This window comes from Burkholderia sp. Bp8991 (assembly GCF_003853795.1).
In the GTDB taxonomy this organism is placed as follows: domain Bacteria; phylum Pseudomonadota; class Gammaproteobacteria; order Burkholderiales; family Burkholderiaceae; genus Burkholderia.
This window is the reverse complement of the sequence record NZ_QTQJ01000005.1, coordinates 14,153-33,773: the sequence shown is the minus strand read 5'-3', so window position 1 is coordinate 33,773 and position 19,621 is coordinate 14,153. Positions and strand designations below refer to the sequence as shown.

17 protein-coding genes are annotated in these 19,621 nt (G+C 69.9%); 4 read left to right on the top strand and 13 right to left on the bottom strand.

All coding sequences use genetic code 11. The annotated features are described in order from the left end of the window. Positions 1-19 precede the first annotated feature (19 nt). Together DIE02_RS07330 and DIE02_RS07325 are read right to left on the bottom strand one after the other, a co-directional pair. Entirely contained in the window at positions 20-1,009 is a 990-nt protein-coding gene (locus DIE02_RS07330) for an ABC transporter substrate-binding protein (protein WP_124488406.1), read from the bottom strand. Positions 1,010-1,140: 131 nt separating this feature from the next. Beyond that, positions 1,141-2,019, bottom strand: coding sequence for a LysR family transcriptional regulator (locus tag DIE02_RS07325; protein WP_124488407.1), 879 nt, complete (start codon positions 2,017-2,019; stop codon positions 1,141-1,143). Positions 2,020-2,119: 100 nt separating this feature from the next. Between DIE02_RS07325 and DIE02_RS07320 the strand changes: the two genes are divergently transcribed. Continuing rightward, a complete protein-coding gene (locus DIE02_RS07320; RefSeq protein WP_124488408.1) occupies positions 2,120-3,688 on the top strand; it encodes an MFS transporter in 1,569 nt (522 codons plus the stop codon). A gap of 90 nt (positions 3,689-3,778) precedes the next feature. On the opposite strand, the gene DIE02_RS07315 is transcribed toward DIE02_RS07320, so the two are convergent. The 4 genes from DIE02_RS07315 to DIE02_RS35780 all read right to left on the bottom strand — a co-directional run bounded on the left by DIE02_RS07315 (position 3,779) and on the right by DIE02_RS35780 (position 7,744). Continuing rightward, positions 3,779-4,951 carry a LysR family transcriptional regulator gene (locus DIE02_RS07315; protein ID WP_124488409.1) on the bottom strand — a complete coding sequence of 391 codons (1,173 nt, stop codon included), beginning with the start codon at positions 4,949-4,951 and terminating at the stop codon, positions 3,779-3,781. A gap of 24 nt (positions 4,952-4,975) precedes the next feature. After that, positions 4,976-5,704, bottom strand: a complete 729-nt coding sequence (locus DIE02_RS07310; protein WP_124488410.1) for an aspartate/glutamate racemase family protein — start codon at positions 5,702-5,704, stop codon at positions 4,976-4,978. A gap of 22 nt (positions 5,705-5,726) precedes the next feature. Continuing rightward, a complete protein-coding gene (locus tag DIE02_RS07305) occupies positions 5,727-7,259 on the bottom strand; it encodes an NCS1 family nucleobase:cation symporter-1 (RefSeq protein ID WP_124528860.1) in 1,533 nt (510 codons plus the stop codon). A 275-nt stretch (positions 7,260-7,534) separates the two neighbouring features. Continuing rightward, the gene (locus DIE02_RS35780) at positions 7,535-7,744 is read right to left on the bottom strand and encodes a hypothetical protein (RefSeq protein WP_221623413.1); all 210 of its coding nucleotides are present in this window, start codon (positions 7,742-7,744) and stop codon (positions 7,535-7,537) included. A 236-nt stretch (positions 7,745-7,980) separates the two neighbouring features. Between DIE02_RS35780 and DIE02_RS07290 the strand changes: the two genes are divergently transcribed. Further along, positions 7,981-8,529 carry a DUF3005 domain-containing protein gene (locus tag DIE02_RS07290; RefSeq protein WP_124488413.1) on the top strand — a complete coding sequence of 183 codons (549 nt, stop codon included), beginning with the start codon at positions 7,981-7,983 and terminating at the stop codon, positions 8,527-8,529. Positions 8,530-8,589: 60 nt separating this feature from the next. Here the strand turns inward: DIE02_RS07290 and DIE02_RS07285 are convergent, their stop codons facing one another. Next, the gene (locus tag DIE02_RS07285) at positions 8,590-9,354 is read right to left on the bottom strand and encodes a DUF4397 domain-containing protein (protein ID WP_124488414.1); all 765 of its coding nucleotides are present in this window, start codon (positions 9,352-9,354) and stop codon (positions 8,590-8,592) included. 453 nt (positions 9,355-9,807) lie between these two features. Continuing rightward, entirely contained in the window at positions 9,808-11,115 is a 1,308-nt protein-coding gene (locus tag DIE02_RS07280; RefSeq protein WP_124488415.1) for an MFS transporter, read from the bottom strand. A 535-nt stretch (positions 11,116-11,650) separates the two neighbouring features. On the opposite strand from DIE02_RS07280, the gene DIE02_RS07275 reads away from it, so the two are divergent. Continuing rightward, a complete protein-coding gene (locus DIE02_RS07275; protein ID WP_124488416.1) occupies positions 11,651-12,097 on the top strand; it encodes a MarR family winged helix-turn-helix transcriptional regulator in 447 nt (148 codons plus the stop codon). A 36-nt stretch (positions 12,098-12,133) separates the two neighbouring features. On the opposite strand, the gene DIE02_RS07270 is transcribed toward DIE02_RS07275, so the two are convergent. The 5 genes from DIE02_RS07270 to DIE02_RS07250 form a co-directional block, all read right to left on the bottom strand. Then, positions 12,134-14,416, bottom strand: a complete 2,283-nt coding sequence (locus tag DIE02_RS07270) for a molybdopterin cofactor-binding domain-containing protein (RefSeq protein ID WP_124488417.1) — start codon at positions 14,414-14,416, stop codon at positions 12,134-12,136. Between the two features lie 218 nt (positions 14,417-14,634). Next, positions 14,635-15,282 (bottom strand): isochorismatase family protein, encoded by a 648-nt coding sequence (locus DIE02_RS07265; RefSeq protein ID WP_044843890.1) that lies wholly within the window; start codon positions 15,280-15,282, stop codon positions 14,635-14,637. Positions 15,283-15,301: 19 nt separating this feature from the next. Further along, positions 15,302-16,342 (bottom strand): 2,5-dihydroxypyridine 5,6-dioxygenase, encoded by a 1,041-nt coding sequence (locus DIE02_RS07260; protein ID WP_124488418.1) that lies wholly within the window; start codon positions 16,340-16,342, stop codon positions 15,302-15,304. A 40-nt stretch (positions 16,343-16,382) separates the two neighbouring features. After that, on the bottom strand, positions 16,383-17,213 hold the full coding sequence (locus DIE02_RS07255) for an alpha/beta fold hydrolase (RefSeq protein ID WP_124488419.1): 831 nt from the start codon (positions 17,211-17,213) through the stop codon (positions 16,383-16,385). A gap of 26 nt (positions 17,214-17,239) precedes the next feature. Next, positions 17,240-17,992, bottom strand: a complete 753-nt coding sequence (locus DIE02_RS07250) for an Asp/Glu racemase (RefSeq protein WP_044843893.1) — start codon at positions 17,990-17,992, stop codon at positions 17,240-17,242. Between the two features lie 298 nt (positions 17,993-18,290). On the opposite strand from DIE02_RS07250, the gene DIE02_RS07245 reads away from it, so the two are divergent. Then, positions 18,291-19,454, top strand: coding sequence for an FAD-dependent monooxygenase (locus DIE02_RS07245; RefSeq protein WP_044843894.1), 1,164 nt, complete (start codon positions 18,291-18,293; stop codon positions 19,452-19,454). Positions 19,455-19,621 lie beyond the last annotated feature (167 nt).

The following is a 19,621-nucleotide window of genomic DNA, read 5'->3' as shown; positions in this document are numbered from 1 at the left end:
GGCGACGACGTGCAGCCGGTTACGCGGCCGACAGGTTGCGCACCGCGATCGACGCGACGTCGACGCGCTTCGGCAGGATCGCGTCCGCGGCCGCGCGATCGGCGACGCGCTGCAGCACGTCGATGTCCGCGTCGGTGACACCGCGCTGCGCGAGCGCCGCCCGGCGCGCGATGTCGGCGGCCGCCTCGCGCGGCAGGCGCGTGAGCGACGCATAGACGGTCGCGTAATCGGCGGGATGCGCGAGCGCCCACTGGCCGGCTCGGGTGAGCCGCGCGAGCACGTCCGACAGCGCCGCGCGCTTCGCGCGATCGTCGAGCGTGTCGACCGGCGACGTGAGGAACGCGAGCCCGGAATTGATCCCGCTGCCGTCGCGCACGATGCGCGCACCGCGCCGGACCACGTTGCCGTAATACGGATCGAAGGTCGCCCAGATACCGATCTGCCTGGCCTCGAACGCGGCGAACGCGTCGACCGGCAGCACGAAGCGCACGTCGACGTCGCCAGGCGCGAGGCCGTGTTCGCGCAGCGCGCCGTAGAGCTGGTATTGCGAGATGCTGCCGCGCGCCGACGACACGACGACGGTGCGCCCCTTCAGGTCGGCGACGGTGCGCACCGGCGAATCGGGCTGCACGACGATGCCGAGCGATGTCGGCGAGCCGACGCGCGTGGCCACGATCCGCAGCGCCGGATCGCCGAGCGCGGCCGTCAACACCGGCAGGTCGCCGGCCGGCGCGAGGTCGATCGCACCCGCGCGCTGTGCTTCGAACAGCGGCGCGGCGCCCTGGAAATTCGCCCAGCGAAACCGGTACGGCACGCCGTCGAGCACGCGCGCGGCTTCGGCCAGCGCGCGCAGGCCGCCGGCCTGGTCGCCGAGCACCAGCGTCACGTTGGACAGGTCGGGGCCGGCCGCGCGGACGGGCCGTGCGGCGGCGCCGGCAAGCGGTGCGGCGGCCAGGGCGGCCACGCGCAGCAGTGCGCGGCGGCGGGCCGGGGCGGGGGGCGAAGTCATCGGCGGCAGGTCCTCGGTGATCCGCGCGAGAGGCCGCGCGGCTGCCGGGCAGATTACGGAATCGGTTTCGCGCCGGCAAACATCGAATCGCGAAATGCTTATTCGCGCGTCCGTTGTCGGCGGGACAGGCGCTAGCCCGCGGCAGGAACGGCGCGCAGGAACGCGCGTACCGCGGGCGCCTTCTCGAAGCGCCGGTACGCGAGCGCGAGTTCGGACATGATCGGCTTGCCGGCGATCGGCCGGTACACGACGCCCGGCAACGACACGCAGTCGGCGAGCGCGTCCGGGATCACGGCGACCCAGCCGTTTACCGATACGCACGCGAGCACCGCGAGCAACCCGCCCGGCCGCGCGGCGATCACCGGCGCGAAGCGGCCGCGGCGTGCGACTTCGAGCGTGCCGCGCTCCTGTTCCGGCACGGCGAAGCGCGCGTCGGCGAGATCGGCGGCACGCACGGCGGTCATCGCCGCATAACGCGAATCGGCCGGCACCGCCGCGACGAATACGTCGCGCTGCAGCGTGACGATCCGCAGCCCGCCCGGCAGCGGCAACGGCGGCCGCACGTACGCGAGGTCGAGCCGGCCCGCGTCGAGCTGTTTCGCGACGTCGTCCATCGGTACCTCGCGCAGGTTCAGCTCGATGCGCGGATGCGCGGCGCGGAACGCGCCGACCGTGCGCTGCAGCGTGCCCGAATAGACGGCCGACGACACGTAGCCGATCTCGATCCGGCCGAGTTCGCCGCGCTCGGCGAGCGTCGCGAGTTCGCGGCCGCGCTGCAGATGCTCGACCGCCGCGCGCGCCTCGGCGAGAAACGCAATGCCTGCCGCCGTCAGCGAAACCTCGCGGCGCGAGCGCTGGAACAGCCGCACGCCGAGCAGCCGCTCGGCCTCCTGGATCTGCCGCGTGAGCGCGGGCGGCGCCATGTCGAGCGCGTCGGCCGCGCGCGCGAAATGCAGGTGCTGCGCGACGCTCAGGAACGCGCGCACGTGACGGAATTCGAGCGGATTCATGATTGCAATTTTCGTTAATGAAACTGCATCGGTATGTCAATGACGGGTAATACCGGGCAAGCCTAGCATACGGCTCGTTCCTCTTGTTCCGGAGCCGTCGATGTCCCAGTCTTCTCCCGCCCCGCGCGCAGGCGCGCCTGCCGCCGAGCGCACGGGCACCCGCCTGCCGGCCGCCGCGACGCTCGCGGTCGCGTCGGCGACGTGCTCGCTGATCGTGCTCGACACGAACGTCGTCGCCGTGTCGCTGCCGAGCATCGCGCGCGGCTTCCATGCGAGTTTCGCCGACATCGAATGGGTCGTGAGCGCCTACATGACCGCGTTCGCCGCATGCCTGCTGCCGGCCGGCGGGCTGGCGGACCGCTTCGGACGCAAACGCATGCTCGGCGCGGGGCTCGCGCTCTTTTCGCTCGCGTCGCTCGGGTGCGGGATCGCGCCGTCGGCCGGCTGGCTGATCGCCGCGCGCGCGGCAAAGGGCGGCGGGGCCGCGTTGTTGCTGACGGCCGCGCTCGCGGTGATCGCGAACCGCTTTCCGGACGGACGCGAACGGGCGCGTGCGTGGGCGATCTGGGGGATGTGCATGGGGATCGCGACGGCCGTCGCGCCGCTGGTCGGCGGCGCGATCACGCAGTGGATCGGCTGGCGCTGGGTGTTCCTGCTGAACCTGCCGGTGTGCGCGCTGCTCGCGGCCGGCGCGCGCGTCGCGATCGACGAGTCGCGCGATCCGCACGCGAAACGGGTGGATGCCGCCGGCAGCCTGCTGTTCGGCGCGGCGCTCGCCTGCGCGATCGCGGCGCTGATCGGCGCGCCGTCGCATGGCTGGCTGTCGGCCGCGACGCTCGGCCGGTTCGCGCTGGCCGCCGCGCTGCTGGCCGCGTTCATCGGCGCGGAGCGCTGGCAGGCGCGGCCCATGATCGATCTGGCGCTGTTCCGCCAGCCGCGTTTCGTCGGTGCCGTGCTCGCGATGTTCGGTTATGCGGCGTGCGCGCAGGTGATGATGACGTTCCTGCCGCTGTACCTGCAGAACGCGTTCGGGATGTCCGCGATCGACGCGGGGCTCGGGATGCTGCCGTTCGCGTTCGCGATGATCGCCGGGCCCTCGCTCGGCGGCCTGCTCGCCGCGCGCGTATCGTCCGGCGGCGTGCTGGCGGGCGGGCTCGCACTGATCGGCGCGGGCAATCTCGCGACCGCGGCGCTGACGGCCGGCGGCGACTACCGGCTCGTCGCGCTCGGCATGTTCGTGACCGGCTGCGGCGCCGGCATCATGAACGGCGACACGCAGAAGGCGATCATGGCGTGCGTGCCGCCGGGCCGTACCGGAATGGCGTCGGGCATCAGCACGACCACGCGTTTCTCGGCGATCGTGACGGCCGTCGGCGTGCTCGGCGCGGTGCTGGCCGCGAGCACGCACGCGCACCTCGACCGGCTGCTGTCCGCCGCATCGGGCATGCGCGCGTTCGTCGACGCGCCGTTCATGTCGAGCCTGCTGGCCGGCGATCTTGCGCAGGCGCTCGCGCACGTGCCGCCGTCGGCCGCGCGCACGCTTGCCGATGCGGCACCCGCGGCCTTCGCGAGCGGATTCGCCGCGGCGCTGACGGTCAGCGGCGTGCTCGCGCTTGCCGTCGCCGTCATCGCATACAAGTTGCTTGCGCAACCAATGCGCGACGCGTGATGCGTGCGGCGGGGGTTCATGCCTCGCTCGTTGCACGCGACGATACGGAGCCGCCGGGCTTGCGCGTTCAGGTTGTCGTCGGCGATCGATTCAGCGCGACTTCGTCGTGACGCGATGAACGCGCGCCGCGCGCGCGACACGCGGCCGTTGCGATGCACCGCAGTGCGTCGCCTGCCGGCGGCGCGTGCGTCGGGTCGGTTCCGGCGGGGCGTCGGCGATCGGCACATTCGCCCGCGCATCCGCATCCGCATTCGCGGCAACCGCCGCGACGGCCGGCTGCGCGGCCTCCGCGTCGAGCCAGCCGCGCGTCGCCTCCGCGATCAGCCCGCGCAGCCAGCGCACGCCGTCGACGCAGGCGCCCGACTCGTTCCACGTCATCCGGTACACGATCTCGGGCGGCTCGGCCGGGAGTGCCACCGCGCCGAGCGGCAGCAGCTTCGCGTAGTGGCGCGCGAGCCGGTACGTGGTGGTGAGGATCAGGTCGGAGCGCACGAGCGCATGCGCGGCGAGTTCGAAGTGCGGCAGCGTGACGACGATCCGCCGCTGCAGGCCGACGCGTTCGAGCTGCCGGTCGATCGCGCCGGACGCTTCGAGCCACGACGGTGTCGGGCACAGCTGCGCGGCGCGCGCGAATTCGGCGGCTGTCATCGCGCCGCGCCGTGCGAGCGGATGCGTGGCGCGCATCAGGCACACGACGCGATCGTCGAACAGGTCGTCCTGCCGGAACCGCGACAGGCGGGCAGGGCGGTTGTCGATCACGACGTCGAGCTCGCCGTCGGCGAGCGCGCGTTCGTCGTCGTAGCCGTCGCCGAGCGGATGGAACACGAGCTGCGCGTTCGGCGCGCGTTCGCGGAACAACGCGACGAGCTTCGGCACGAACAGCACGTTCAGGTAGTCGGGGCAGCCGATCCGGTAGGTGCGCACCGACGTGCGCGCGTCGAAGGTCGGCTGCTGGATGCGGATGAAGTCGATCACGCGCAGCGCGTTGCGCAGCGGCTCGATCAGCCGCGCGCCGAACTCGGTCGGCACCATGCCGTAGCGGCTGCGCACCAGCAGCGGATCGCCGAGCAGCGTGCGCAGCCGCTTGAGCGCGGCGCTCGTCGCCGGCTGCGACATGTTCAGCCGCACGGCCGCGCGCGACACGGTGCGCTCGGTGAGCAGCACGAGCAGGATGCGCATCAGCCGCGCGTCCAGGCCGTCGAGCGCAGCCCTTGCGTCGGACGCATCGAGGGACAGGCCGTTCGGCGCCGGTGCGTCCCGCATGTCGCTACGCGTTCCCGCGGCCCGTCATTTGACGAAGGTGCCCGGCCAGCCGACGATCCGCTTTGGGCGCGGCGGCGCATAGGTGCGGACCTTCGACGTCTTCAGCTTCAGGCGCACCAGCGATTCCGCGAGCGCGACCGCGGCCGACACGCCGTCGACGACGGGCACGCCCGTGCATTCCTCGATCTGCCGGTCGAGGCCGGCCATCCCGCCGCAGCCGAGGCAGATCACTTCCGCGTGATCGTCCTTCACCGCGCGCGCGGCCTGGTCGACGATCGACTCGATCGCGCGGGCAGGGTTCTCCTCGAGCTCGAGCACCGCGAGACCGCTCGCGCGCACCGACGCGCAGCGCGCGTCGAGCCCGGCGAGCTTCAGGCGATCCTCGATCAGCGGCACCGTGCGGTCGAGCGTCGTGACGACCGAGTAGCGGTGGCCGAGCAGCATCGCGATGCTCGCGGCCGCTTCGGTGATGTCGACGACCGGGACCGTCAGCAGTTCCTGCAGCCCTTCGCGGCCGTGTTCGCCGTAGCCGGCCTGGATCACCGCGTCGTACGGCTCGTCGTAGCTCAACACGCGGTCCATCACGGCGATCGCCGCGAGGTAGCTCTCGAAGTTGCCCTCGACCGATTCCGCGCCGAAGCGCGGCGTCAACCCGACGATCTCCGTGCCCGGCGACGCGGCGGCCCGCGCCTGCGCGGCGATGGCGTCGGTGATCGACGCGGTCGTGTTGACGTTGACTACCAGGATTCTCATCGGTGCACTCCGTTTGCTGCGTTCAGTGTCGGGCGCAGGCGACCGCGATGGGTTCGCCCGAGCGCTCGTCGTATTGCCGTTTGCGATCGGCCGTCAGCCAGTACACGCTGCCCGCGATGGCCGCGCCGAGCAGCCAGGAGAACGGCGTCATCGCGCTGAAGGCCGGCACGACGGCGAGCGTGATCGAGATCAGCGCGGACGGCACGAGCGCCGCGAGCGCCTTGCGGTTCACGCCGCGCGTGTAGAAATAGGCGCCGGTCGGCGCTTCGGTATAAAGGTCCGGCACGTTCACGCGCTGCTTGCGCACGAGCCAGTAGTCGACCGTGATGATCCCGTACAGCGGGCCGAGCAGCGCGCCGAGGCCGGACAGGAAGTAGACGATCACGATCGGGCTGTTGTACAGGTTCCACGGCAGGATCAGCACCGCGACCGTCGCGCTGATCAGGCCCGCGCGGCGGAACGTCAGGCGGTGCGGCGCGAGGCTCGTCAGCACGAAGGCCGGCGCGACGAAGTTCGCCATGATGTTGACCGCGACCGTCACGATCAGGAATGCGAGGCAACCGAGCACGAGGAACAGCTTGTTCGGCACCGTCGCGATGATTTCCGTCGGGCTGTGGATGATCTGGCCGTTCAGCTTGAATTGCGCGCCCGCGAGCACGAAGCTGATCGTCGCGAACACCAGGATGTTCACCGGCAGGCCCCAGAAGTTGCCGACCCGCACCGTCTTCGCGCTCGGCGACGCGCGCGCGAAATCGCAGAAGTTGAGCACCAGCGTGCCGTAGATTGCAAGCCACAGCGCGCCGCCCGCGAATACCTCGGTCCACATCTTCAGGCCGGTCATCGGCTTGCCGATCGACATCGCGAGATGGCCGCCGGTACGGCTGAACATCCATGCGGCGAGCGACAGCGTCGTGACGAGGATGATCGGGCCGGCGAGCCCTTCGTACTTGCGGACCATCTCCATCCCGTAGGTGAGGATGCCGATCTGCACCAGCCAGATCGCGACGAACGTCACCCAGCCGAGCGTCGACAGCCCGCAGATCGCGTTCTGGTCGAACGCGACGAGGCCCGACCAGATCGCGGTGAGCAGCACGCGCAGCACGACCGACGCGAGATAGGTCTGGATGCCGAACCATGCGATCGCGATCACCGCGCGGATCATCGCGGGCAACAGCGCGCCGTAGATGCCGAAGCTCATCCGGCTGATCACCGGGAACGGCACGCCGGTCTTCTGGCCCATGTAGCCGGTGAGGTTCATGAAGCCGTACACCAGCACCGCGCCGATCGCGAGCGACGCGAGCATCTGCCAGCCCGACAGGCCGAGCGCGAACAGCCCGATCGCGAACGAGTAGTTCGCGATGTTGTGCACGTCGTTGGTCCACAGCGCGAAGATGCTGTAGCGGCCCCAGGTGCGGCCCTCCGCCTTGGTCGGCGCGAGGTCGGGGTTGTGCAGCCGGGGGCTCAGCGCGGGGTCGCGCGTGGCCGTATCGGTTCGCTGCAATGCGTCGTGCGCGCCGAGCACGATGCCCGCACGGTGGGTGGCTTCCAGTTGCACGCTCGTCTCCTTCCATGTGCGGGGCGCGAACCGGCAGCGTGTGCACGCAGCGCAGGCCCGGCCGCCGTGGACGTTATGTCTCGGATTTGTTCGCGAGTATGGGTGGCCGTCGCGGCGATGGGAAATTAAATATTCGGCTGGGGGGCATTTGAAAAATGAATGGGGCCGGGTCGCCGGCGGTGGCAATGGACGAGATGGACGGCACGCGCATTGCTCGCCACAGGTCTCCATCCAGTCGACATCAGCGGAGGTGTCATGCAGCGATATTCCATTCGTCACGTATCGCGGGTCGTCTTCGCCGGCATCCTGATTGCCGGCCTGGCGGCGGGTGCGGGTTGCCAGAAGAAGAGCGAGAGCGACACCACTACCGGCGGGAGCTCAACCGGCTCCACCAGCAGCATGGCGCCGGCGCCGTCCACCGCGCCGTCGGGCATGCCGGGCAGCGGCACGGCCGGCAGCGGCATGACCGGCGGTCCGGCGAGCATGCCGGGCGCGGCGTCCGCGCCCGCGGGCGCAAGCGGCGGCTGACCGTCGGCGCGGGCGGCATGCGCGGGTCCGTCGCCCGCGTGCCGCCGGGACGGCTGTCGGCGCGGCACGCGTGTCGCAGGGCACGCGTGGGCGGCGCCGTGCGCGTGAAAGATTTGCAACGACCGTTGTAGCGATTCCCGGACCGGCGCCGGCTGCATCCCGCCGGCGCACGCCGTCCGGAACAGGAGGTGCGATGCACAACGCGGAATCGAACCCAACCCCGAAACAGCAGCGCGAACAGATCGCGAAGAGCCCGGTGCAGACGCCGGCGGCTGGCGACATGCCCGATGCGGCGACCCAGGCCGCCGAGGTCGCGAAGCGGGCGCTGACGCCCGAGGCCGTCGCGGCGAAGACGCCGACCGGCCTGCCGCCGATCGACGTCGGCGCGCATGCGGTCGACAGCGGCGATCCGGTGCGTCGCGCCAGCGGCAGGATCGTGACGCTCGACAACGCGAACATGGCGATGACCGACAACACGGTCGACGTCGACGGCAAGGGCATGGAGGCGCGCAGCGGCGCGACCGAGTGGCACGACAACGTGATCTATTCGAATGCGTCGCTCGACGACGCGGTCGAGACGCCCGACGAAGGGCTCGGCGGCATCGAGAGCCGGCCGGGCGGCAACGTGCCGCAGATTGCGACGCGGCCGGGCTGGCGCGTCCGGCATGTCGGCGATGTCGATGTCGAGCACGGCGACGGTACGCGGGTCGAGCATGTGATTCGTCTCGAGCGGACTGACTGACGACGTAGCGAGCGCTACCGGGCGGACCGCCGGCCGGCGGTCCGCCGAAGCCGCTATCCGTTATTGCGGGCCGAGTTCCTGTGCGGACGTGTCCGCATCGTTGCCCTGCGCGACGAGCACGCGAATGTCGTTCGGCGTCACGTCGCCGATGCCGCCCGCCGGAATCGTCACCAGCAGCCAGTCGGCGTTGTTGTTGATCGCGACCGGCGCGGTTTTCAGGATCGGCGCCTTGCTGCCGGCCGTCGTGACGATCACCTGGTAGGTTCCGCCATTCAGGTAGATGGAATCCTGTGTGGATGCCGGCACGGCGTTCTGATACGCGGCGCCCGCCAGCGTCGGGCTTTGCGTGTTGATGTCGGTGCCCGGCGGCACGACGTACACGTCGACGTTCTGCGTGTTCGGCGACGCGTTGAAGCTGCGCACGCGCGCCTTGTCGGACAGCAGCTTCTTGTCGAACGGATCGTCGATCAGCGAAATCGCCGACGAGGTGCTCGGCAATGCGATGGTCGTGTAGTGGTGACCGTTCGCCGCGCCGAACGACTGCGACGCGACGGTCGTGGTCGTTCCCGATACGTCGTAACTCGCGGTCTGCGTGCCCGAATCGATGTCGTGATAACGGGTCACGCCCTTGTACGCGACACCCGACGCATCGAGCTTCGCGTTCAGGTAGTAGTCGAGATTCGGGCCGGCCGGCACCGCGTTGATGAAGCGCGCCTGCGGCTTCGAGATGCCGAGCACGGTGCCGACGTCGTTGCTGTCTCCGCCGCACGCCGTGAGTACGGAAATGACCGAGCACAGGGCCACTATCGTTCGTATGGATTTCATGTCGTCCTCTCGTTCAGGGGGAACCCTGCTTGCGATGCGGGATCGCCGCGCGAGGACTCGCGCGGTGTGCAGCGCCGGGTTGAAGGAAGGATTGCCGTCCGCCCGAGGGGCGGGCGCGTTGATCTCGCAAACGACGTGCCTGCACGGCGGGACACGCGTACGCGCCGGTGTGGCGCGAAGCTGCGCGGGGAGGCAGTGGCATGCCGTGCGCGAACGCGCGCGCGAGGTGACGTGTTTGTAAAAAGGCAGTGCGGCACGTCGCGAGGCGACCTGTGCGCAAGTGCGGCGCACAGGAAAGCTGTTCAAGCCGTCAGCCGGGGGCGCTGCGACGAATGCGGAAGGGCGAGAGGGGGCATGCGCGCATATCGTTGGGCACGCATCGATACGCGGAGAGTCGTGCGAATTGTGCGAATCGCGCGCGACGACCTCGGGTCGCCGCGCGCATGGAGCGCATCAGCGGTTCACGAGCTTTGCAGGATACGCGAGCGCGAGCGCGCATCCGACCAGCATGCATGCGGCGAAGCCGTACAGCCCCGCGCTTTGCGAATGGAACGTATCGCGCAGCCAGCCGATGAAGTAGGTGCTGCCGAAGCCGCCGAGGTTCGCGATCGAGCACGCGAACGCGATCCCGCCGGCGGCGGCCGAGCCCTTCAGGAACGTGGACGGCAGCGCCCAGACGACCGGCATCGCGGCGGCCGCGCCCGCGTTGATCAGCGAGAACAGCAGCACGGTCGCGAGCGTGCCGTGCGACGACGCGGCGGCAAATGCGAGCGCGACGGCCGACACCAGGAACGGCACGACGATATGCCAGCGTCGCTCGCGCGCACGGTCGGAGCTCGCGCCGCAATACAGCGTCGCGAGCACGGCCGCGGCATTCGGGATCACCATCAGCCAGCCGATGTGATACGCGTCCTTCACGCCGGTGTCGCGCAGGATCGTCGGCAGCCAGAAGCTCACCGCATACAGCCCGAGCAGCACGCACAGATCGATGAGGCCGAGTGCCCACACCTTCGGATCGGAGAACGCGCGGCCGAGCGCGTGGCTCTTGTTGCCGGACGGATCGGCGTCGAGGTTCGCGCGCAGCGTGCGCTGCTCGTCCGCGTTCAGCCAGCGCGCGCTCTCGATGCTGTTGGGCAGCCAGCGCAGCACCGCGAAGCCGAGCAGCACCGACGGCAATGCCTCGAGCAGGAACAGCCACTGCCAGCCGCCGAGCCCGTGCACGCCGTCGAACGCACGCATGATCCAGCCGGAAATCGGGCTGCCGATCATGCTCGACAGCGGCAGCCCGACCATGAACAGCGCGACGATCCGTGCGCGGCGCGCATCGGGATACCACTGGGTCAGGTACAGCAGCACGCCGGGCAGGAAGCCGGCTTCGGCGGCGCCGAGCAGGAAGCGCACGACGTAGAACTGCATCGGCGTATGCACGAACATCGTCGCGCCCGACAGCAGGCCCCACGTGATCATGATCCGTGCGATCCACAGCTTCGCGCCGACGCGCTGCAGCACCAGATTGCTCGGGACTTCGAACAGGATGTAGCCGCCGAAGAACAGGCCGGCGCCAAGCCCGTACACGGTGTCGCTGAACTTCAGCGCGTCGAGCATCTGCAGCTTCGCGAGCCCGATGTTGATGCGGTCGAGATAGGCCGCGAAATAGCACAGGCAGAACAGCGTGATCAGGCGCAGCGTGACCTTGCGGTAGAGCGCGCCGTGCAGCGTGTCGTCGGCGGAGACGGCGGCGCTCGGGTGTGCGGTAGACATGGGATTGCCCCTGTTCGAATGTGACGGATGAAGTGGGTGGCCGTTCGACGCGAGCGAAGGTTCGCCGCGCGCTGGAGTCTGTATAGCACGCCAATTACATAGCGTACACACTAGAAAATACGGAATCGCGCAGGCATGAAAGTGAACGCGCCTGGATCGATCGTTAAACCAGATAAACCCGGAATTTTTCGGGGATTAATCTGGAAATGTGCACATATCAACATGGTTTTTGCCATCCGGAGGCATGCACGAAATTCGTGCGTATACGCTCAAAAGTGGAGTGTGTGCACGCCAGTGCTTCGGCGTTCGGAGCGCGCGCGTCCGGCAGGCCGCCGGATCGCGCGAGCCGCGGGCGTTGCAGCGTCGATGTCCGCGAGCAGGCCGACATGGTCGGGCGCTTGTCGGGCGCGACGCGGGTCGGGCGCCACGAACCCTGACGCACCGCAACGAAGCAGCGGCCGCGTGACCGGATGCACCGATTTGAGGGTGTACACTGCTTGCCTTTCCCATTCATGCCGCGCGAGCCTTCATCTTCATGGCGTCTTCCAAGGATTCCTACGACTTTCACGACCAGGTCGGGCACCTGCTGCGCCGTGCCTATCAGCGGCACGTCGCGATCTTCCAGGAAGCGATCCCCGATTCGGACCTGACCGCCGCGCAGTTCGTCGCGCTGTGCGCGGTCAAGGAAAAGCAGGCGTGTTCGCTGAACGACATCGTGAAGGCGACCGCGATCGACCAGGCGACCATTCGCGGCGTCGTCGAGCGCTTGAAGACGCGCGCGCTGATCGAGGTGCTGCCCGACCCGAACGACGGCCGCAAGCTGATCGTGCGCGCGACCGCGGCGGGCCTCGCGCTGATCGACCGCACGGTGCCGTTCGCGCGGCAGGTGACCGAGCGCACGTACGGGCCGCTCAATCCGGGCGAACGCGTCGCATTGCAGTACCTGCTGCGCAAGATGATGGAGGCCGACGGCGACGCGTGACGCGCGGCGCCGTCCGGCCCTCGACGCAAACCGGCCTCATGCGGCGCTTGCTGCGACACTCGCTTCGGTAGCCGGAAGCCGGCCGGCCTCGCGCAGCGCGGCGCGCACCGTCTCGGGCGTGAACGGCGGCGCGTAGAAGCGCACGCCGGTCGCATCGAACAGCGCATTCGCGACGGCGGCGGGCCCCGGCACCGACGCCGATTCGCCCGCGCCGAGCGGCGGCTCGCCTTGCCGCGGCATCAGCACCACGTCGACGTCCGGCACTTCGTCGAACGTCAGGATCGGATAGCTCGCCCATTCGCGCGACGCGACCTTGCCGTCGGCAAACCGCACGCGCTCCTTCAGCGTGCGGCTCAATACCTGGATCACGTTGCCGTGGATCTGGTGGCGCACGCCGTCGGGGTTGATCATCGTGCCGGTGTCCTGGCCGACCGTCACGCGTTCGACGCGGATCTCGCCCGACACGCGATCGACGCTCAGGTCGACGATCCATGCGGACCAGGCCGCGCCGAAACCGGGGAAGCGGCTGTGGACGTAGCGTGCGTAGGCGACGCCGCGTCCGCGGACGACGCGCGCTGCTGCCGCTTCATTTCCGCGATCCACGCGCCGCGGCGTCCAGCCCGCGCGATCGGCGACGGCCTGCAGCAGTTCGGTCGCGCGCGTGTCCTTGAGATGGCGCAGCCGGAACGCGAGCGGATCGATGCCGGCCAGCGTCGCGCATTCGTCGACGAACGCGTCGTGCGCGAACGAGTTCGGCAATGCCGACACGCCGCGCAGCCACGAGGCGCGCACGAGCGGCGCGAGATCCTCGCAGACGAAGCGGCGGTTCGGGCTTTCATACGGCGACACGGCGGTGCGGTCGCCCATTTCGAACACGCGCGGTTCGGGCGCGATCGCGCCGGTCAGGAGCGTCGCGAGCAGCGGCGCGTCGTTCGACGGATAGCGCGTCGTGAAGTCGTAGCCGAGCAGGCGGCCGTCGCGCGTCACGGTGCCCGTCACCTGCATCAGCTGCCCGGCGCCCTTCGGTTCCCACAGATGCTCGTCCGCGCGCGACAGCTGCACGCGCACCGGGCGGCCGACCGCGCGCGACAGCAGCAGCGCGTCGCCGCAGACGTCGTCCGCGCCGTTGCGGCCGTAGCAGCCGGCCGCTTCCATCCGCACGATGTCGATATCGGCTTCGTCGCGCGCCACGAGCGTCGCGAGGTCGTAGCGCAGCGATACGGGGTTCTGGGTGCCGGACCATACGGTGATCCGGCCGTCGCCGGGTGCGCGATAGTCGGCGAGCGCGCACGACGGGCCGATCGAGCCGTGCATCTGGAACGGCCACGCATAGGTGCGCGACAGCGTGATCGTGCCGGGTTGCGCGCGTGCCGCGTCGACGTCGCCTTCGTCGAGCAGCAACCGGCGTTGCGCGGGCGCGGCGGCGATCGCGGCCGCGGGCGTGTCGAGCGGCGGCAGCGCAGGGTGCGGGCGCCACGCGACGCGCAGCTGGCGTGCCGCGCGGATCGCGTGTTCCTCGCGCTCGGCGACGACGCCGACGAAGTCGCCGAGCGCGACGACCGCCACGAGCCCGGGCACGTCGGCGACCGACGCGCGATCGACGTCGACCAGCGACGTGCCGACGAACGCGCCACTGTCGTGGCCCGCATACGGCGGCCGCACGACGCGGCCGTGCAGCATGCCCGGCACCCGCATGTCGTGCACGAACGTGAGCTGGCCGGTGGCTTTCGCAGGCAGGTCGACGCGCGGCGACGACCGGCCGACGATCCGGTAGCAGGCGGGATCCTTCGTGCGGGCGTTCAGGTCGAGCGTGAGCGCGATGCGGCGCGCCGCGACGAGCGCGGCGAACGTTGCTGTGTGCCCGCCGGCCGGTGCGGCGATCGTGCCGTCGTCGATGCTCAGTTGCGCGGGGTCGACACCGAAGCGCTCGGCGGCCAGCGCCAGCAGCGCGTGGCGTGCCTGCGCGGCCGCGCAGCGCAGCGGCGTCGCGGAAATCTGGATCGTCGCGCTCGCGATGGTCGGACCCTGGTTCGGCGTCGCGGCCGTGTCGCCGAGCACCATCGTCACGCGCGCGGCCGGCACGTCGAGCTCCTCCGCCACGATCTGCGCGAGCGACGTGCGGATGCCGGTGCCGAGGTCGACGTGGCCGTTGAACGCGAGGATGCGTCCATCGTCGAGGATCGCGACGAATACCTCGGGCTGCGCCGGCACGTACGACGACAGGCTGCCCGGCTGGCCGGGCGCCGGCTTGGGCGGCGGCGCGGGCGGCCGGATCACGGTCAGGCAGCCGTCGCGCGCAAGCAGTTCGGAGCGGTTCACGGTTCAGGTGTCCTGTCGGGGAGGGCGCGACCGGCGGCCGGTCGCGGCGGCTGCGGCGCGGCTGCCGCGTGCCGCGCACGGGGCGACGGCCCGGGCGTGCGCGATGGCGCACGCGGTCAATCTAGGCCGCCAAAAGCGCAGCGTCAATCGCGCGCCGGCGCGGGCACGGCTGCCGTTCGTACCACCCGTGCCGCACCGCCCGCGATCGGCGCGGCGGCTCAGCGCGCGTGCACGGCATCGATCGCCGCGATCGCATCGTCGAGCGGCATCACGGCCGCGTATTTCTGCTGCATGTCGAACAGGTTCGCGTCGTGCGGCGCGATCGCGCGATCGCCGACGCAATCGGCGAGCACGAGCGGGCGGAACCCGTGCGACATCGCGTCGACCACGCTCGCGCGCACGCAGCCGCTCGTCACCGCGCCCGCGACGAGCAGCGTCTGCACCGCGCGCTGCGCGAGCCACGGCGCGAGCTGCGTGCCGAAGAACGCCGACGGCACGGTCTTGCGCACGACGAGTTCGCCGGCGGCGGGCGTGAGTTCGGGCACGATCGCGCTGTTCGGATGGTGCTCAGTCAGCGTCGCCATGCCGGGCACCTTCAGCGAGAACACGTTGTCGTCGCTGCCGTCGTCCGCGTACACGATGCGGCTGTGCGCGACCGGCCAGCCGCGTGCGCGCGCGAGCGCGAGCGCCCGCGTCGTGCGCGCGATCGCCGGCGCGATGTTGCCGCCGCCGAACGTCGCGGGATCGGCGAAGCCGACCACGAAGTCGACGATCAGCAGTCCGATGTTGCCGTGCGGCGGCAGCGGCGTGCCGAAACCCTGCTGGCGGTAGACGTTTGCTTCGGCGTGGCGGGAAAGATCGGTCATGGTGTCGGGCACTCGTCGGTCAGGCAGGTTGATCGGCCACGCGGCCTTCGCGCACGACGGTTTCGCCGTCGAGCTCGACCGTGCAGCGGCGCAGCGGGATGTCGATGTGGCAGGTGGTCGTGCGGGTGCCGCCGCCTTCGTTGTTCGGGCCGAGCGAGAACAGGAAGTTGCCTTCGAACGCACGCGCATCCATCCCGATCGTCGCCTCGCGGTCGTACAGGCCGAGCGTCGACCAGCGCGCGCGCGGCTGCAGCCCCCAGCCGATGTGCGAGATCGCATAGCCTTCCGGGTCCGCGAAGGTTTCCATGTAGTCGCGCAGCAGGTCGGCATCGACGCCGCCTTCGATGCGCGTCGCATAGCCGCCTTCGACGGTCAGCGCGATCGGCTCGCTCACGTAATGTTTCTGCGGCAGCAGGATGTCGCCGCGATCGATCACGATCGTGCCGCGCGCGGTGCGGTCGTTCGGGAAGGTCAGCGCGAAGCCGCTCGGCCAGTGATCCCAGCGGCCCGGCGCGTCGACGAAGCCGTATTCGGCGGTCGGCGGGAAATCGCCGAGCGGGCACACGAGCGCCGTGCCGGCCGCCGAGGTCACGCGCATCTCGCGCGCGGCGGCGATCTTCTTCGCGGCGCCGAGCACGCGCGTGCGGTCGGCCATTGTCGGCACCATCCGCACCAGCACTTCGGGCGGCTCGACCGCGAGCAGGATCTTCGTGCCGGATTTCAGGATGTCGTGCTGCTCGGGCGAGAACAGCAGCGTCATCAGGTCGAGCACGAGGTCGCTCTCGCGCAATGCGGCGATCGCGGCGCGGTTGCCGGTCAGCGGCGTCGTGCCGAGATACGCGAGCGGGTCGCGGCTGAACGCCTTCTCGCCGTTCACCGGCGGCAGGTCGAGCCGGTTGACGATCGCGCCCATCGATTGCGTCGCGATCAGCGCGCACGACAGCGTCTGCGGATGAGTGGCCGCGCTCGTCAGGATCGTGACGGTCTGGCCCGGTTCGAGGCGCGACAGCGTGAGCACCTGCTTCCACGCGTCGATCAGTTGATAGTCGCTGACTGGCATCGTCGGCTCCGGTAATGGCGTGAAGGGAAGGGGGGAGAAATCAGGCCGCGAGCGGCGCGCCGAGGAAGTTGCCGAACGCCGCGTAGAAGCCCGCCGCGTTGTCCCACGGGATCATGTGGCCGGCATCGGGCACGCGCACGTGCCGCATCGACGGCGTCGCACGCTGCAGTTCGGCGACGTCGTCGTCGCGCACCACGTCGCCGCGCTCGGCCGTGATCAGCAGCGACGGCACGGCCAGTTGCGCGGCATCCGCGTGGAAGTCGTCGGTGTGGAAGCCTTCGTACGACGTGCGCACCGCGCGCTCGTCGCAGGTATGCAGCCACTCGGCGCGCAGTTGCAGCTCGGCATCGGTCCAGGTCGGGCAGAACGCGCGCATCCCTTCGGCATCGGTGCCGGCGCGCGCGAGCGCCATCGAGTCGATGTACCACGGCAGCTTGCCCGGATAGTCGCGCCGGTTCGGGCCCGACACCGGCGGATCGACGAGCACGACCGATTCGAGCCCGCGGACGCCGCGCCGCGCCGCGCGCGCGGCGATCCGCGCGCCCATCGAATGGCCGACCAGGCTCGTGCGCGGCAGGCCGAGCGCGGCGACGAACGCCGCGACGTCATCGGCTTGCGCATCGAGGCCGTAGTCGAGCGACGGCGACGCGTCGGACAGCCCGCGGCCGCGCACGTCGAGCACATAGGTGTCGAACGCCGCGCCGAACACCTCGCCGACGAAGCCCCAGGTGATCGCGGGGCTCGTGATGCCGGGAATCAGCACGATCGCGGGGCGCGACGCGCGCGCGCCCGTGGCGCCGCCGTAGCGCAGGTAGTGCTGGCGGATGCCGTTGGCGCGGACGTTCGCGCCGTACAGGAAAGTCGAGGACATGGCGATGCTCCGAAGTAGCGGGGCGCTCAATACGCGCCGGACAGCAGCGCGCCGGCGCCGGGCACGATCGGTTCGAGATCGAGTTCGCGCAGCATCGCGTAGGTCGTCGCGATCGCGGCCGTGATCACGGGCTTGCCCGTCATCGCCTCGACCTTCGCGACGGCCGGCAGCGACGGCATCTGCACGCACGCGGACAGCACGATCGCATCGGCGTCCTGGTACGGCAGCGTCTTCACGATGTCGGGCAGGCGCGCCGGGTCGTGGCGGCCGACGTCGAGGTTGTCGGGGATCTCGAGCGCGCGATACGCGATCACGTCGTAGCCTTCGTTGCGGATGTAGTCGACCACGAGCTCGGTCAGCGGCAGCATGTACGGCGCGACCACCACGATGCGCTTCGCGCCGATCACCTTCAGCGCATCGACGAGCGCGCCCGCGCTCGTCAGCACCGGCGCCTGCGCGCCGTTGTCGGCCGTGTGCTTCGTGAGGCGGGCCTGCGACACGCGGTGATAGCCGTGGCCCATCGCCATGATCGCGACGAGGCACGCGTAGCCGAGCACGTCGACGCGCGCATCGCTCAGTTCCACCGCGCAGCGGTCGGACTCGGCGTCCATCGCCGCGAGTTCTTCCTTGACGACCTTCTTCATCCGCATCCGGCTCGAGTGATACGTGAAGCGCTCGGGCCGGATCGCCTCGCGCAACCGCAGCATCGCGGGAATCTCGGTTTCCATCGTCGTGTTGGAACTCGGCACGATCTGGCCGATGCGGTAGGTCTTGCTCATGACGGGAGGCTCCGTGTCGGTAAGGGTGGGGCGGCACGCTGGCGCGGGATCGCCTGGTTTCGGGGAAAGTCTAGTGTGTACATTTGAAAATGACAATGGGTCAAAATGATTCCTTTCAGGCGTGGATCGTTTATTTTCGGATGTATATGAGGTTTTATTGGTGTTTTCCCGGATGGGGCGGCCACCAGAAATAATCCCCTTGTCTTGAATAAATTGAGTGTGTACGCTACATAAACGCCATTCAATCCGCCCGTTCTCGTGCCGCGTCCGGCGCCGGGCTCACGATCAGGAGATCCGCATGAGCAAACCCCGTATCGCAATCATCGGCGCCGGTCTCGGCGGCACGGCCGCCGCGGCGCTGCTGCAGCGCGGCGGCTACGACGTCGCGCTGTACGAGCAGGCGCCGGCGTTCTCGCGCCTCGGCGCGGGCATCCATCTCGGCCCGAACGTGATGAAGATCATGCGGCGCATCGGCTGCGAGGACGCGCTGGAGACGATGGGTTCGCATCCGGATTGCTGGTACAGCCGCGACTGGCAGACGGCCGACGTGCTGTCGCGGATTCCGCTCGGCGACTACGCGCGCAGGACCTACGGCGCGAGCTACCTGACCGTGCATCGCGGCGATTTCCACGCGCTGATGACGCAGGCGGTGACGCCCGGCACGATCCGCTTCGGCAAGCGGCTCGCGGCGGTGGAGGACACGGGTGACGCGGTGCGCCTGACGTTTGCCGACGGCAGCGTCGAGACGGCCGACATCGTGATCGGCGCGGACGGCGTGAACTCGCGGATCCGCGAGCATCTGCTCGGCGCGGAGCCGCCGCGCTATACGGGCTACGTCGCGCATCGCGCGGTGTTCCCGGCCTCGCTGCTCGGCAACAAGCCGTACGACATGTGCGTGAAATGGTGGTCGGAGGATCGCCACATGATGGTCTACTACGTGACCGAGAAGCGCGACGAGTACTACTACGTGACCGGCGTGCCGCAGGCCGAGTGGCCGGAAGGCGTGTCGATGGTCGACAGCAGCCGCGATGAAATGCGCGAGGCGTTCGCCGGCTTCCACGCCGACATCCAGCACCTGATCGACGTGTCGCCGTCGATCACGAAGTGGCCGCTGCTCGAGCGCGACCCGCTGCCGTTGTGGAGCCGCGGCCGTCTCGTGCTGCTCGGCGACGCATGCCATCCGATGAAGCCGCACATGGCGCAGGGCGCGGCGATGGCGATCGAGGATGCGGCGATGCTCGCGCGCTGCCTCGACGAAGTCGGCATCGGCGATTACGCGGGTGCGTTCGCGTTGTACGAGGCGAACCGCGCGGCACGCGCGTCGAAGGTGCAGCTCGTGTCGCACAACAACACGTGGCTGCGCACCAACGAGGATCCGTCGTGGGTGTTCGGCTACGACGTGTTCGACGTGCCGCTGGTGTCGCCGTCGCCGTCGCGCGGCAACGTGGCGGCCGTCGCCTGACGCGCATGCGGTGTCCGCGCCGGATGCCGCGCCGCCGTATCGGTGATCGATGCGGCGGTACGCATTTCGGCGTGTTATACGTGAGCGCTGCGCGCGACGCCGGCCCGTCGCGAGCCGGCGGCCGTGCCCGCTGCCGGCCCCAACACGGCCTGCCGGCCCGCGCCCCG